Origin of the sequence: Lepagella muris, assembly GCF_004793975.1 — a bacterium.
GTDB lineage: Bacteria > Bacteroidota > Bacteroidia > Bacteroidales > Muribaculaceae > Lepagella > Lepagella muris.
The window spans coordinates 35,146-51,000 of the sequence record NZ_SRYB01000010.1; the positions used below are offsets into that span (position 1 = coordinate 35,146).

10 protein-coding genes and 1 pseudogene are annotated in these 15,855 nt (G+C 48.8%); 6 read left to right on the forward strand and 5 right to left on the reverse strand.

Annotated features, from left to right (window positions below):
• The first annotated feature begins 5 nt into the window (after positions 1-5).
• The 3 genes and pseudogenes from trpC (at position 6) to trpA (ending at position 2,218) form a co-directional block, all read left to right on the forward strand.
• Positions 6-800 carry an indole-3-glycerol phosphate synthase TrpC gene (trpC, locus tag E5331_RS08480; protein ID WP_123482151.1) on the forward strand — a complete coding sequence of 265 codons (795 nt, stop codon included), beginning with the start codon at positions 6-8 and terminating at the stop codon, positions 798-800.
• Between the two features lie 29 nt (positions 801-829).
• Positions 830-1,402, forward strand: a pseudogene (locus tag E5331_RS20670) (phosphoribosylanthranilate isomerase); the annotation flags it as partial.
• A gap of 36 nt (positions 1,403-1,438) precedes the next feature.
• Complete coding sequence (gene trpA, locus E5331_RS20675) at positions 1,439-2,218, forward strand: tryptophan synthase subunit alpha (protein WP_275441147.1); 780 nt, start codon at positions 1,439-1,441, stop codon at positions 2,216-2,218.
• Here trpA and E5331_RS08490 read toward each other — a convergent pair.
• The 3 genes from E5331_RS08490 to E5331_RS08500 form a co-directional block, all read right to left on the reverse strand.
• Complete coding sequence (locus tag E5331_RS08490; protein WP_123482149.1) at positions 2,205-2,459, reverse strand: hypothetical protein; 255 nt, start codon at positions 2,457-2,459, stop codon at positions 2,205-2,207. The two genes, trpA and E5331_RS08490, sit on opposite strands and share 14 nt — an antisense overlap.
• Positions 2,460-2,527: 68 nt before the next feature.
• Positions 2,528-3,364 carry a GLPGLI family protein gene (locus tag E5331_RS08495; protein ID WP_136013241.1) on the reverse strand — a complete coding sequence of 279 codons (837 nt, stop codon included), beginning with the start codon at positions 3,362-3,364 and terminating at the stop codon, positions 2,528-2,530.
• A 7-nt stretch (positions 3,365-3,371) separates the two neighbouring features.
• Positions 3,372-3,824 (reverse strand): hypothetical protein, encoded by a 453-nt coding sequence (locus E5331_RS08500; RefSeq protein ID WP_123482147.1) that lies wholly within the window; start codon positions 3,822-3,824, stop codon positions 3,372-3,374.
• A gap of 371 nt (positions 3,825-4,195) precedes the next feature.
• Between E5331_RS08500 and E5331_RS08505 the strand changes: the two genes are divergently transcribed.
• Entirely contained in the window at positions 4,196-4,615 is a 420-nt protein-coding gene (locus tag E5331_RS08505) for a PH domain-containing protein (RefSeq protein ID WP_135986149.1), read from the forward strand.
• A 688-nt stretch (positions 4,616-5,303) separates the two neighbouring features.
• Here E5331_RS08505 and E5331_RS08510 read toward each other — a convergent pair.
• Both E5331_RS08510 and E5331_RS08515 read right to left on the reverse strand, forming a co-directional pair.
• Positions 5,304-6,680: a sodium-dependent transporter gene (locus E5331_RS08510; protein WP_123482144.1), complete on the reverse strand. Its 1,377-nt coding sequence runs from the start codon at positions 6,678-6,680 to the stop codon at positions 5,304-5,306.
• Between the two features lie 67 nt (positions 6,681-6,747).
• Complete coding sequence (locus E5331_RS08515; RefSeq protein ID WP_136013242.1) at positions 6,748-10,830, reverse strand: hybrid sensor histidine kinase/response regulator transcription factor; 4,083 nt, start codon at positions 10,828-10,830, stop codon at positions 6,748-6,750.
• 307 nt (positions 10,831-11,137) lie between these two features.
• On the opposite strand from E5331_RS08515, the gene E5331_RS08520 reads away from it, so the two are divergent.
• Positions 11,138-12,757, forward strand: coding sequence for a hypothetical protein (locus tag E5331_RS08520; RefSeq protein ID WP_136013243.1), 1,620 nt, complete (start codon positions 11,138-11,140; stop codon positions 12,755-12,757).
• Between the two features lie 41 nt (positions 12,758-12,798).
• Positions 12,799-15,846, forward strand: coding sequence for a SusC/RagA family TonB-linked outer membrane protein (locus tag E5331_RS08525; protein ID WP_136013244.1), 3,048 nt, complete (start codon positions 12,799-12,801; stop codon positions 15,844-15,846).
• Positions 15,847-15,855 lie beyond the last annotated feature (9 nt).

A 15,855-nucleotide genomic window follows, 5' to 3' on the forward strand; every position in this document is an offset into this window, starting at 1 on the left:
AGACGATGAAAGAGGATATAATTCAGAAGATCGCCGCCACGAAACGTCGTGAGGTGGCAGCGTTGAAACAGGTGTTTGGCATCACTGATCTGATATGCTCGTCGGAGGCAGGCAATAGGGAGATTCTCTCCTTGCGCGATTCCATACTGAGCCATCCGGTGGCAATCATAGCCGAACATAAACGCCGCTCCCCATCACGGGGTGAGATTGCACCGATGAGCGACGTGGGGAAGGTGGCAACGGCATACGCAGCCAACGGCGCGGCAGCCATGTCGGTGCTTACCGACACACCCTTCTTCGGAGGCTCACTGGTGGATCTGTCTATGGCACGCGTGGCGGCTCCATCACTCCCCATTCTCCGTAAGGAATTTATCGTGGATGAATACCAGATCCATTATGCCAAACTTCTTGGTGCCGATGCCGTGTTGCTGATCGCTTCCATGCTTAGCGAGGAGGACCTGAAGGATTTCAACGATATTGCCCACTTCATAGGGCTACAGACTCTCGTGGAGGTCCATTCTGCCGAAGAGGCGGCAATAGTGCCGAAAGATGCCGATATGGTGGGGATCAACAACCGTAACCTCTCGACATTCGCCACCGACATCTCCCACTCTGCCCGTCTAATCGACTCGTTGCCGGCAGATGCTGTGAAGATTGCGGAAAGCGGCATACACACACCCGATGATATCTTGCAACTCAAAGGCTTGGGATTCGACGGATTCCTGATCGGTGAGGCTTTCATGTCAACTACCTCACCGGGCGACACATTGAAAGAATTCATAAGTGTTTGCGAATCATGACCGAGAAACTGCGTATAAAGATTTGCGGGATGCGCGACAGGGATAACGTTGCCGACGTCGCAGCCTTGCATCCCGACTTCATGGGATTTATATTCTATCCCCCCTCTCCACGCAACTGTATCGGTATCGATCCCGAGATTATAAGTCAATTGCCTGCGGGGATAGAACCTGTGGCGGTGACTGTGAATGCTCCGGCGGCCGACCTTCTCTCTATCGCCGACAGATACGGCATACGCACCATGCAGCTGCATGGTGAGGAATCTCCCGACACATGCGCGTGGCTGAAAGCGAAGGGGCTGAAAATAATCAAGGCGATTCCTATACATGGGAAAGAGAGCATGGAGCTTATCTCCCGATATGAAAGGGTAGCTGATATGCTACTTCTCGACACAGCCGCAGCCTCGAAAGGGGGCTCAGGGAAGAAATTCGATTGGAATCTGCTTGATGAAGCCGATATAACGACTGATTTCCTTCTGAGCGGCGGGATCGGACCAGACGATACGTCGGCAATCGCTCTCCTACGGCATCCTCACCTTATCGGCATCGACATCAACAGCCGTTTCGAATCGCGTCCCGGCTACAAGGATATCGAATTGCTTTCAAGATTCCTAAAACCATTAAAACAATACTCCCCAAATATGAACCGTCTTACCAATCTATTGAATAACAAAACCACAGACCTTCTCTCCGTTTACTTCACTGCCGGCTATCCGGCGTTAGACTCCACCGTCGGCATCATCAATGCCCTCTGCAAGAATGGCGTAGATATGATTGAGGTGGGCATACCATTCTCCGACCCTATGGCGGATGGTGTCGTTATCCAGAACAGCGGCACAGTTGCTCTGCGTAACGGCATGACGCTCTCGCTTCTCCTCGACCAAGTGAAGGAAGCACGGGAGGATAACCCCGATACCCCTTTCATCGCAATGGGCTACATCAATCCTATAATGCAGATGGGTGCGGAAAATTTCTTCCGTAGGGCAAAGGAATCTGGCATTGACGGCGTGATCATCCCCGACCTACCCTTTGACATATATATGAGTGAATATAAGGCACTGAGCGACCGTTATGACCTGCCGATGATCATGCTCATCACTCCGGAGACCTCTGAAGAACGCATCCGTCTGATTGATGAGAATTGCGAAGGATTCATCTACATGGTGTCGGCAGCATCCACCACCGGTGCGCGTGACCGTTTCAATGAGGAACAGTTAGGTTACTTCCGTCGTATCAACGACATGAACCTGAAACATCAGCGTCTGATCGGGTTCGGCATCTCCAACAAAGTGACGTATGACGAGGCATGCCGCTACAGCAGCGGAGCGATCATCGGTTCGCAGTTTATCAAATGTCTCGCCTCCAACCCCACACCGGAAGCCGCCGTCGCCGACCTCCTCACCAAGATCAGCAGGCAATAGAATGTTTCACCTGTTTCACCTGTTTCACCTGAAACAGGTGAAACAAGCGAAACAGGTGAAACAGGCGAAACAGGCGAATCCCGATGTCTAATTTGTCTAATGTGACCGTATGCTTCGGTTTTTCCATACTCTCCGCATATTTATCACTATCATCAGAACCCATATAAAACGCACCTCCCTTCACTTCAACCATTTCAATCTCCGGAATTTTATTTGGGTGTTGTGCAAAAGAATTTTGCATTCCGGATATGGAGAAGAGCCATATTAGACTTATTATACCGATATTTAGACATCTCATAACCTATTATTTTAATGATAATCAGTTTCAAGGAAATCGAATTTTTCATCCGGCTTTGATAGAGATTCCCAATCTATGGATACACCTTCAAGCAGTCCCTGAGCGGCTAATGCACCTTTAGGATTATCTATGACAGCCCTTTTTGTGCGCAATATCTCTTTGCGGTCAGCGTTGCTATAATTCTCCTTCCCATATATATCGCCTATTGTCTTATTAGTCTGCTCTATTCCATGTGCATAAAAACCTATTCCATTTGGTAGCGACACTTCCAATATCAGTCCGGGCAAACCGCGAAACTTCCAAGGTCCATCCGATATCGGAAGTTCGGTAGTAAACCATGCTATCCATTTTCTGCCATGATAATCAGTAGATGCTTCAATACAATCATAACCAAGTATTGTCTTAGTGGAGTCCCCGATTTCCCATGTCATCTCTGCAAATGGTTCTTGATAGAAGACACCTTCATCACCAAGCATATCATATACAGTAATCGTAGAATCAGCCGATGTTTTCAGAACATATATATTTTCAGTCTTTCTTGGCATCTTGCTCATATCTATCGCTCCCTGCGAAATCATCGCTTGCATGGCAGCTATCTGAGTCTGTTTGTAATTTGCTTTTCCCTCCGGAGTCGAAGTTATGGAATCAATCTGCTCTGATTTTGGGCTGAAATATTTTGAATATGACGTAGTTGCCAATAGATGATAAGAATGATTTCTCTCCTTTCCATTCTTATAATATGACCTGGCATTATAGCTTACTTCGACATCTGCTTTCGGACATTTATTTTCAGCCATAATGGGAAAGACTATAGATAACAGAATCATGACGGTGATAAGTTGGCTCATAATTTATTTATCTTTTGGGGAATGTTTGTGAAATCTGTTCTTCTGCACGTTTGATGGCACCCTTCATGTCGGCGGAGCTACTGATACCTAATGTGGAGTATGCACCACGGCATGAGGCGACAGGACGACCGGAAAGATAGTCGATGAAATTGACCGTCACCACAGTTTCCTCCTGTCGGATATTGACACCATACTTCACAATCAACAGTTGGGCTTGCTGCTCCGGTGTAAGTTCATAAAGACGCATATCGCTTATGAGTTTCAATCTGGAGGCTTCGACCGCATCAAACAGCATTATCTCATATTCCATCAGTTCCGCCGGAATATGATATGTATCGTTATTAATGACAGACGCATACTTGTATTTTGAAAGATCGGCACTTTGCGACACAACGCTTTGCGATGTCGTACATGATACTGTTATTGTGGATAAGGCACACCCAAGTGCCAGCGAAAACATTAATTTAACTATAGATCTCATTTCATGCTATTTTTATATACTTATACTTGTTATTTTTATATTTGACTCGTCAATAATGAATAGGTTACATTACCAAAGAACAAAATTCGTAATTATTTCCAATAAAAATATCAACAAATGTTGAGAATTCCGGATTTTAACTATTTCTCATCGCTATTTTAACATTTTCCGTAACCGGCTCAAAAATGCCGATCCAATCGTAAAGGTAATAATATTATTAGGAAATCTCATATTCCCAGGCAAATATAATTTGGAGACGTAACAAATTTATTATAATTTTGTGGCACCTTTATACACACCTTTATACAAAAGAATCAACCGAGAATAGTCAATAAAATCCTCTCAGAGATATGACAAGACAGATTTATAAATCAGGAATCGATTGGTGGATGTGGTTGGTGCTGATATTCGTTGCCGGCGTCACCATAGCGATAGCCATCGACTCAACATTGTGGGTGGCACTCCCGACTTGTGGAGTCATGATATTCTGCATACTGCTTATGGTAGGATGCTGGTATGAGATAGACGGTAATCAACTTGTGGTATATCAATTCTTCCGTCCCCACAGATTCCCCATAGACAAGATTTCAGAGGTGAAGAAAACCACAGGAATCCTTGCCACAGCAGGAATGTCAGTTCGTAGGGTATCCATCAAATTTGCGGACCGCTCGGTGATGAAAAGCTCCATGCCATTAGAGATTTCACCCAAAGACCGCGACAAATTCATCTCTCATCTCAAAGAAATCAACCCCAATATCAATATCGGCTGATCAGACTCTACTTTCATTTTATTCATTGACTGAAGTTTCGCAAGCTGCACTTCTGTGGTTTATAGTTTATAGTTTAAGGTTTAAGATTTACGAAAATCCACGAATCTTTTCATTATACAAAATTTAATGATCATAAACCATAAACATTAAACCTTAAACCATTTAAGTGAAGCAAGTTGGAAAACTTGCGAAACTTAAATCATTGATAATTTTATGGTTGATTGAATCATAAATAATCCGTAGCATCCCCCTACCAATACCGATAACTGCTACTCATCTTATTAAAACCTCCAAACGCCCTATCAAAATTCCTCCAAACGCCCTATCAAAATTCCTCCAAACGCCCTATCAAAATTCCTCCAAACGCCCTATCAAAATTCCTCCAAACGCCCTATCAAAATTCCTCCAAACGCCCTATCAAAATTCCTCCAAACGCCCTATCAAAATTCCTCCAAACGCCCTATCAAAAGCAACATAACATCTAATTATCAATCGAATACCATTACAATTTCATCATTAAATTAACGCATTCAAATAATAAAAATATAGGTTAAAAATAGCTGTCAAAAACCTATCAAGAATCAAAGACTGAACACCCCTCCACACATGGGTAATACGCATTCCTCAACTCCCCCTTTAGGGGGTTGGGGGGCTGACTGTTTTGGGGGCCGAGCCTACTGTCTATGTCTTACCCTATGATTTTGGTCAGGAGGATAATGGAGATCAGAAGTGGGGCTATGTAACGGATGATGAAGAGGACAGCGGGAATGTAACGTGCTGCCATGCTACCATTGTTGTCAAGCTCCTTGCGGAAGAAGTCTTTTGGAGCGAACCAACCGATGTAGAGGCACGTCAATATCGCCACCGTCGGAAGCATATAGTTGGTCGCCACCGTATCGAGGAAGTCAAACAGATTTAATCCGAACATCTTGAAGTCGGACAACACTCCCTGCGAGAGTGAGCAGAACGTGCTCAATACTGCCAATGGCAACATCACCACCAGACATGCCTTAACGCGCTTCATGCCGAAATGATCCTGCATGAACGCTATCGAAACCTCTGCCAACGATATTGTTGATGTCAACGCCGCCACCATCAGCAACAGGAAGAACAATGCCGACCAGAACTGAGTGAACGGCATACGCGCAAACACCTCCGGAAGAGTGACAAACACCAGCGTAGCTCCCTCCAGACTCTCATCAGAAAGACCAAACGACATAACTGCCGGAAAGATGATGAAACCCATCAGTATCGCAACAAGTAGATCCAGACCTGCCACGGTCACTGCCGTCGATGCAAGATTGGTCTTCTTTGGGAAATAACCCGAATACGTTATCAATATACCCATGCCGAGCGACAGTGAGAAAAATGCCTGTCCAAGCGCATTTATCACCACTCCGGGAGTAATCTTGGAGAAATCCGGATTCAGGAAGAACGCGAGTCCGTCGAAAGCCTTCGGGAATGTCATCGCTACCCCGGCAAACACCAGAAGGAGCAGGAAGAGAACTGGCATCATGACATTGCTGACCTTCTCAATACCTTTCTGCACACCTTTCAGGAGTATCACAAGATTGAAGGCTATCATCAGATACGTCATCACGAGCGGCTTCCAACTACCGGTGATATACTCCCCCATCCTTGCATGAAACGATTCAGCCAACGGATCAGCGGCATTTTCCGCTCCTGCCACCGGAGTATACAGATTCCCTGTCACCGATTGCCAGAAATATTCAAGCGTCCATCCCGCCACCACCATATAGAACGACAATATGAGATAGGAGGCAAGAATCGCCACCGCTCCTGTCACCCACCATTTCTTACGTGGCGACAGACGGGAGAAAGCACCCACAGCATCACTGCCGGTGCCGCGTCCGAGAGAGAACTCTGCCAACATGACCGGTATGCCCAGTAGCAGCACACAAAATATATACAATATCAGAAACGCCGCGCCTCCGTTAGACTGCGCCTCTGCCGGAAATCGCCATACATTACCCAGACCCACAGCCGAACCGACCGTAGCGGCAATAAGACCTATCCGGCTTCCAAATTTTACCTTATTTGCCATACGACTGCAAAATTAGCAAAAATTTCGCAATCATCCGACAATCAAGCCATATTTTACATTTTATTAATCATTCTTCTGAACTTTTGTCAAGACTATCCGAGCGCAAATGGTTAAGATATTCTGAGGGGGTCATCCCAAATTCATCCTTGAAACACTGACGGAAATACGCCACACTGTTCATTCCCACCTTGAATGCTATCTCCGAGAAGGTCAACTGACCGTCGAGCAGCAGATTCTCCGCCAATTGCATCTTTGTCTTACGTATGTATTCATTCGGAGAAATGCCTGTAAGAGCCTTCACTTTACGATAGAGCGTAGACGTGCTCATACACAGTGTGCCCGCAAGGAAATTCACGTCGACATTCTCCGACGGTATATTGTCGATGATAGCCTTGTTGAGTTTCTCAATAAACCGGCGGTCAACCTCACTGAGCGACTTTATGAGACGCTCTCGTTTCTCGGCAATCGACTCCCCTTCAGACGACACCACAGGCGCAGGACGTCCGGCAAACCGCTCAGTCAGTTTCATGCGCTGGAGAAGAAGATTGTTGATACGGCTCTGAAGCAACGTAGAGCTGAACGGCTTTATCAGATAGCTGTCGGCTCCGCTTGCATAGCCCTCCTCCCGATCCGAATCCGACTCCTTGGCAGTCAGCAATATCACGGGGATATGGCTTGTGCGCACGTCAGCCTTCAACTTGCGCATCATCTCCACGCCATCCATCACAGGCATCATTATATCGCTGACAATAAGGCTCGGCATAATCTCATAAGCACGTTCAAGACCCTCCTTGCCATTCTCTGCACATCTCACGTCGTAAAGATCGGTAAACGACTGACGGATATAGTCGCGGATATCCTCATTATCCTCCACAACAAGGATGAGCGGCTTACGGTCTGCTGCCACTGTCTCCTTATCCGTATCCGGCAACGTCTCCTCCTGTGTATGCTCCACATTCTCCTCCAAATGAAGAGCCTCCGGATATGAGTCAGCTATCGGCAATGTCACGACAAACGACGTGCCCTTCCCCTCCTCGCTGCTCACAGAGATTGTGCCATGGTGAAGAGTGACCATATTCTTCACCAATGCAAGGCCTATCCCGGTGCCGGCAGCCTGATGCGGTCCACGTTCCTGATAATAGCGGTCAAAGATACGGTCAACGGCATCCTTCGATATTCCCACACCCGTATCCGCCACAGTCAGCACGATATTTCCGTCTTTCACCCGGCAATCCACGTCGACATGTCCCTGAGGGGTATATTTAATAGAATTGGAGATAAGGTTATCCAACATCACCGTCACCACCTCCTTATCGTAGACCGCCTGAATCTCGCCCGATTCCACAGTGACATCGACCGACACCTTCGTATTGCGGTTCAGCTCCTTATATTTCAACGCCACCTCATATACCGTGGCGGCGATATTTCCACGACGCACGCAGAGACGCCTGTTCTGCGTCTCAGTCTTCCGGAACTCAAGGATACGGTTGACAAGATCCAGTAACCTGCCGGCATTCCTGTGAACCATTCCAAGACTGCGACGTTCCCGCTCGGGTATGTCGCCGCTCTTAGCCAGATCGTCAAGAGGACCTACAATTAAGGTCAGAGGTGTGCGCAACTCATGAGTGATGTTTGTATAGAATCGCAGACGCTCATCATTAAGTTCCTGCTCCTTCAGATGCTTCTCCGTCTCCGTCTTCAGCATAGCCTCGGCAGTCACTCGCTTCCGATAAAGATACAGTAGAGCGCAGACCACACCCGCCAGCACCATGATATAAATCATCTTCGCCCACCAGGACCACCACAACGGCGGCGGCACCACAATATTCAGCTCGGCAGGAGAGCCCCATTCCTGATTACGCACACGGCATTTCACCTTAAACACGTAGGTGCCCGGCGAGAGGTCGCGAAACGTGGCTATATTGCCGTTACGCGCCATAACCCAACGGTCAAGTACACCTTCAAGCATATAGGCATACTCCACCTCCCTTGCCGTCGCAAAATTACGGGAGGTGAACGATATGTCGAAACTATTGTATCCCCTCCCGAGACTCACCTTATCCTTCCCGGTCACCTGTATCTCCTTAGGGCTGTCCTCACCGGAAGAGGAGTTGCTCAGCACCTCAAGATCCACTATCACCGGCTGTGGCACATCCATCATCTCCAGCACCTCCACCGGATTGAACACACACAACCCGCTTATGGCTCCGAAATATAGGTTGCCCTGACGGTCAGAAGCCACACTATGCCCGAGAAAATTCCCGATCGGCACGTTATCACGATGCGTATAGTTATATATATCATCCCCCTTCACGCAGCTTATACCCCCGTTTGTCGATAGCCATATACTCCCGCTACGGTCCTGTGCTATGGCAAGGAGATGCGCATTGCCAAGTCCGGAGGCACGGTTGACCACACTGACACTATCGGGCTTATTCACAATATCGGGGAATATGACCAGCCCCTCCCCCGTAGCCACGAATACGCGGTTGTCTCGCGCCCGGAATATGTCATTCACCGTATTTGACGGTATGCCGTTGTTTATATCATATCTTCGGATCTCCTTGAAATCATTGTCGGTGACGATGAGCCCGGCACCAAACGTACCGACAAGGCAAGTATTGTCATCAAGAGGGAAGACCCTTCTGACAAGATTATTACCCGTATTGAAAGGACCCTCCACCCTCTTGTCGGCAAGATTATACCTCCACACCCCTCCCGTAGTGCCAAATAAAATGTTGCCGTTCTTGTCGGTGGCAATATCCCTCACGTCGATTCTTGACGCCGCAGGAATGACCTCCACGAATCGTCCCGTATTAGCGTCATAACGGCAAGCACCCTCATTGAAGAATCCGAGCCACATCGTGCCGTCAGCACCCTTATGCAACGACTGCACGATAGAGCCGGGAAGATTACCTCGACGCTTGCTGAACGTCGACACCAAACAATCGCCGTCATAGATGTCGAGATCTCCGCCATCCTTCCCTATCCACACATGATTGTCGTTGTCAACCGCCACGGAAAGCACACTGTTGGCAGAGAGCACTTCCCCACCCGACGCCGTATGTACGGGATGAATTCTAAAAGCAGGGCTCCCGGGACTGATGACGTTGACGCCACCTCCCCAGCTTCCCGCCCACACGTTGGAGAAATCATCCTGATAGAGGCATCTAACCGACGGACTTGACAGAAGGCTCTTGCCGAAATCGGAATGAAAAGTGTCGCACACTATCTCCTCCGGATGAGAGAACACCTTGTCGTTGAGATGCATTATCACGATACCGCCGCGCTCCGTCGCCACCCACAGGCAATTGTCGGCAAACTGCTTCATATCGCCTACCGGATAACGTAGTTCCGGATGATACCTACCCAGATCCATAAACGTCTTGTCATCCTGATTATACAGCACCGGACCACGGTCAGTACCAATCCAAAGATTATTCAAAGAATCCTTATATACGCAACTCAGCGATGAGGAGGGGAGAGAATCCGGATTATTATGGTCTGCCTGATAATTCACCGCCGTCATGTTGGCTATATCTATCACTGTCAGACCCGACGATTCATGCGCCACATAGAGAAATCCGTCGCCACCATCCAGTGCCTTCCATATTGAGGCAGCAGGCATACCCTTCACCGTCCGGCTGTCATAATGCTTGAACTGTCCGCTCTCGGGATCCAGATGGTCTATGCCACGCGAGAACGTGCATATCCACAATCCGCCATCGGAAGCGGGAGTGATAGATGTCACGTCGTCAGTGGCAAGGGAATTGGCATCGCCCGGTATGTTGCGGTATGAACGGAATTCTCCCGTAGAATAATTATAGGAATCCAGACCCGCCCTCTGAGTCGCTATCCATATCACGGGACGCTGAGGATCATCAATTATGGCATTAAGTTCATTACCCGTAAGAGATGCCACACCCGGCACCTCCTCCTTATAATAATTCTTAAAATTATGTCCGTCATAACGGTTGAGCCCCTCATCGGTGGCTATCCAGATGAATCCGTCCTTATCTTGTGTGATCCCCACCACATGATTATTGCTCAACCCGCTCTCCACACCGAGATACCTTATAGTATAGTCATTGCGTGATGCGAGGGTGGAAAACACGCATATTAAGGAAATAAAAAATGATATCTGTCTCATGATATAAAATGAGTTTTTTCAGGCTTGATGTATTAGTAAAATATACGCGATTGAATTATCACGCTTCAAAGTTATTCGTTTTCCCGCTGATATAGAATCTTTTTGGATGCACAAACAGCACATTGAATGATTCACGTATCTACTTTGCATGATTTTTCAATCATCACTATTTTCCAATCATATAAATTTGCAGCCGAAACCGGTGTTTCCGATATAACGTCACGCCGGCAGATTTTCATATAAAAAATCAACCTACATAAAAATTAAAAAAATCAACCTACATAAATTAATTAAATCTTAAAATCGCATGAACCTATTTTCACGATGCCTTACCACAGGACTGTGTGTGTCGGCATTGGCGGCACTGACCGCCTGCAGCAGCGATGACGATTGGAAAGACGTAGACGGAGGTACTCCGCAGCTTTCCCTCACTTCAGTACATGAGATGACAGAAGCGGGACGTACAATCAAGATTGCAGGGACAGTGACCGACAACGACGGCATCTCGTCAATCGACCTTGTATGCAAAGCACTCAACCTTAACAAGCGAATCAATCTCATCGAGATCTACGGAGAGCCCCTTAAGGAGTATGACCTTGATTATGATTTCAAGATTCAGGAGAATGAATCGGGAGATGATTTCGTCATTGATGTCATCATTACCGATATAGGCGGACGTCAGGACAAGCAACAGGTAAAGGTGACACTTGACGGCGACTTCGCAGCCCCTGTATTCACGGCTGCTCCCGACAAGGAAGTGACAGTGATTCTCAAACCTCAGACAGCCTTCAACCTCCAGTTTACCGTGCAGGACAACCGGGTGGTTGATTATGTGACCATCGACATACAGGACATTACCGCAGGTGAAGACCTACCGGAAAAGGTGGAGGGATTCCCACGCACTCTTCAGGGCAACGGCACAAACACTTTCAATTTTGCCGAGAAACTTGAATTGCCGAGCCAGGAAGCCACTCTCATCGCCACAATCACAGCGTATGACAAGGAGGCTAACGAACCGGCTCACGCCACTTCCATCACATCAAAAATCACTGTCGGTGCTCTTCCCGACTTCGAGAAGCTGTATCTCTGCGACGTGGCTACGGCTGCCGAGCTCAACAGCGATGTCTTCGGCGTGCCTATGCTGATCGATCATGTCGGCGAATACAAGTATCGTGCAAGATACTACAACGAGAAAGCGGGCACAGAGATCTGCTTCCTCGCTCAGAAGACAGACTTTGGTCCTATCTGCTTCGCACCTGACAACAACGATCCCTCCACACTCGGCGACGACCCGAACGAGGTAGGACGCATCAAGCTTGACCAGGCGGGCGTATATTATCTGATAGATGTAGACACCTACAACCGCACCTACAGCATGTCTACCTACTCTGTCGCTGAGGCAATCGACCCCGTCATGCACATGCACTATGGCGGCAACGACCTCAACACATGGTGGGATTGGAAAGATCCTAATGTCATTTGGTGGCAGGAATTTTATTTCGGTCCGGCATCCGGTCCGGACAACGTTACCCGCATGACACAGGATCCGAAAAACCCACATATCTACTATCTGGAAGACTGGAAACTGGAATCAGGTGAGGAGATGAACTTCATTCTCCACAACTGGCACAGCAACGGATGGTGGAACTGTGTGACATGGCGCGTTGACAATTCTTCTGATCCTGACAAGTTCATGTATTATGGCAACCTTCATCCCGATAATGACCATTATCAGGGTAACGCCGATTATTTCGAGTATAAGTATGGCGATATCGATGGCTTTGATGCCAACAGCTGGCCAGATGAAGGCTACCGTAAGAACTACGTACCCGACAATTGGGTAAAACCGACCGTGACCACCGGAGGAACCTATAAACTAATCTTTGACGCACATCTGGAACGCGCTCGTCTTGTGCCCCAGAAGTGATCCATATTCAGACTAATTCCACATTTCGATTTTCATATATCATGAAAAAGTATATTCTAACTTTATGCCTCGCGCTCATCGGTCTTTCGATGATGGCGCAGAACATAACCGTCAGCGGTGTTGTCACATCGAAGACCGACGGTGAGCCGCTGATCGGCGCAACAGTGCGCGTGAAGGGCACGAATCAGGGCACAGCCACAGACATTGACGGCAACTATACCCTACCGAACGTTGCAAAGAATGCAACCCTCATATTCAACTATGTTGGCTTCGCAGAGCTTTCACTCCCTGTCGGAGGACAGACCACTGTCAATGCCGCGCTCACCGAGACTACTTCCGCACTCGATGAGCTGGTGGTTGTGGGCTACGGTGTCGCAAAGAAGAGCGACCTTACCAGCTCAATCTCCACTATCAAGGGTGGAGAGATCAACGAGATGGTTGCAGGCAACGCAATGGATGCACTTCAAGGCCGTGTGCCGGGCGTGCAGGTGGCTTCGGGCGGCGGTCCCGGCACCACACCTAAGGTCATGATCCGTGGTGTCACATCTGTCAACGGCTCTAACCCTCTCTACGTGGTGGATGGTGTGCCTCTCAATACGAGCAACATCAACTTCATCAACAATAACGACATCGAGAGCATGGAGGTGCTTAAAGATGCTTCCGCTTCCGCCATCTACGGTACGCGTGCATCTAACGGCGTCATCATCATCACCACAAAGAAGGGTAAGTCAGGTCAGACACACGTCGACTTCTCAGCATCCGTAGGCTGGCAGCACATCTCCAAGCCCTCAATCGCAGGCGCGAACGAATACGAGAAGGTATTCAACAAACGCTACGAGAACGACGGACGTGTGGCTCCGTGGAACTCTCCTTACGTGGATTATGCCGACGTTGACGGCACCGACTGGTGGAATGAGGTTGTCAACAAGACTGCACTCATCCAGAACTACTCCTTGAGCGTGCGTGGCGGTAACGACAAGTTTGTCTACAGCCTTTCCGTCGGCTACTTCAAGAACAACTCTCAGTTTGATTATGGCTATTGGGACAAGCTCAACGTGCGCTTGAACACAGAATACAATTTCACCGACTGGCTGAAGGCAGGTCTTGACATAGCTCCCAACATGGAGAAATGGGAAAACTCCCCCGAACTCTTCTCTGCAGCAATGGCTATGGACCCGACCACTCCCGTGTTCCGTCCCGAAGAGGAGTGGGATCCGGCAAACCCGATGAACAACTATCAGCGTTCATACAACAACCAGGAATGGAACCCTGCCGGCTCTCTCGCCCGTATGGACAACAATACCACCAAGATGCAGGTGCTCATGAACCCCTACATCCAGGTGCAGCCCATCAAGCAGCTCACTCTCCGCACACAGTTTGGTGTCAACGCATGGTATCAGCGCAACGACTACTATAACTACGCATTCCATATCGATGCACTCGAACAGAGCGCAAAGAACAGCGCAGGACGCAACTATTCCGATGCCCTCAACTGGACATGGAACAACACCGTGACCTATATGGATACTTTCGCCGAGAAGCACAACCTCACAGCTATGGTAGGCTTCACCGCTGAACGCTACGCCGACTGGTGGGCAAAAGCATCACGTCAGGACATCCCCGGCAACAGCGACCTTCTCCACGAAGTGAGTGCCGGCACAGGCGACCAGTTCGCTTCCGGCAGCACCACATATCAGACTCTCGCATCAGTGCTCGGTCGTGTGATGTATAACTACGACAGCCGCTACTATCTGACTGCATCAATCCGTTATGACGGCAGCTCCAAATTCGCGAAAGGCAACAAGTGGGCATCATTCCCCTCTGTCTCCGTGGCATGGCGTCTCTCTGAGGAGAACTTCATGGAAGGCGCACGCGGATGGCTCGACAATGCCAAGATCCGTCTCGGATGGGGTAAGGTCGGCAACCAGGCAATCAATCCCGGTCTCTTCCTCTCCACTCTTGACAACGGCGTGAACTACGTCTTCGGCACAACTCCGACACGCTATCCCTCCTCTATCGTCGGACAGATGGGCAGCCCCGCTCTGAAATGGGAGACTGTGGAGGATATTGACTTCGGTATCGACGCAACATTCCTCAGCAACCGCTTGAACCTCACATTCGACCTCTATCAGAAGACGAGCCACGACATGCTCTATGCACGCCAGAGCCTTCTCATCACCGGTAACCCCTCATGGATGGGCGCAGTGACACAGAACATCGGCGAGATGCGTGCTCGCGGTTGGGAACTCTCTCTGAGCTGGAACGACAAGGTGGGCGACTTCGGCTATGACCTCGGCGTGCAGCTCTCCGGAGTGCGCAACAAAGCCATAAAATTCTCCGGCGACGGTCCGGTATGGGCAGGCGAGGGTATGCCTGAGAGCATCATCCGCAACGAAGACGGCGGTCTCATCTCTCGCTTCTATGGCTATCAGGCAGACGGTCTTTTCCAGAACTGGGAAGAGGTCTATGCCCACACCAACGAGCACGGCAAGCTCATCCAGCCTGACGCACAGCCCGGCGATATCCGCTTCCTCGACCTTAACCACGACGGTCAGCTCAACAACGACGACAAGAAATATATCGGCAACCCCTATCCTGACCTGATGATGGGCTTCAACCTCGGTCTTAACTACAAGGGATGGGACTTCCTCGCCAACTTCTACGGCACATTCGGCAACGATATCTTCAACCTTCAGAAGGTGCGTTACTCCGGTGGCGGCGGTCAGAACGTATATGCCGGCACTCTCGGCAAGGCATGGAGCGGCGAAGGCTCTACCAACGACATCCCGCGTCTGTCATACAATGACCTCAACCAGAACTATACCCGCGTGTCGAGCTTCTTCGTGGAAGACGGCAGCTACTTCCGCTGCAAGCTCCTCACCCTCGGCTATACTTTCCCGGAGAAATGGCTCGGTGATTTCAACCTCCGTCTGTACTTCTCGGCACAGAACCTCTTCACATTCACAAAATACAAAGGAATGGATCCGGAACGCCCCTTCTACGATGGCGGCGTGATCGAGACAGGTATCGACAAGGCTAAATATCCTACACCCAAGACTTTCCTTTTCGGTGTTGACTTCAAATTCTAAATAATGAGC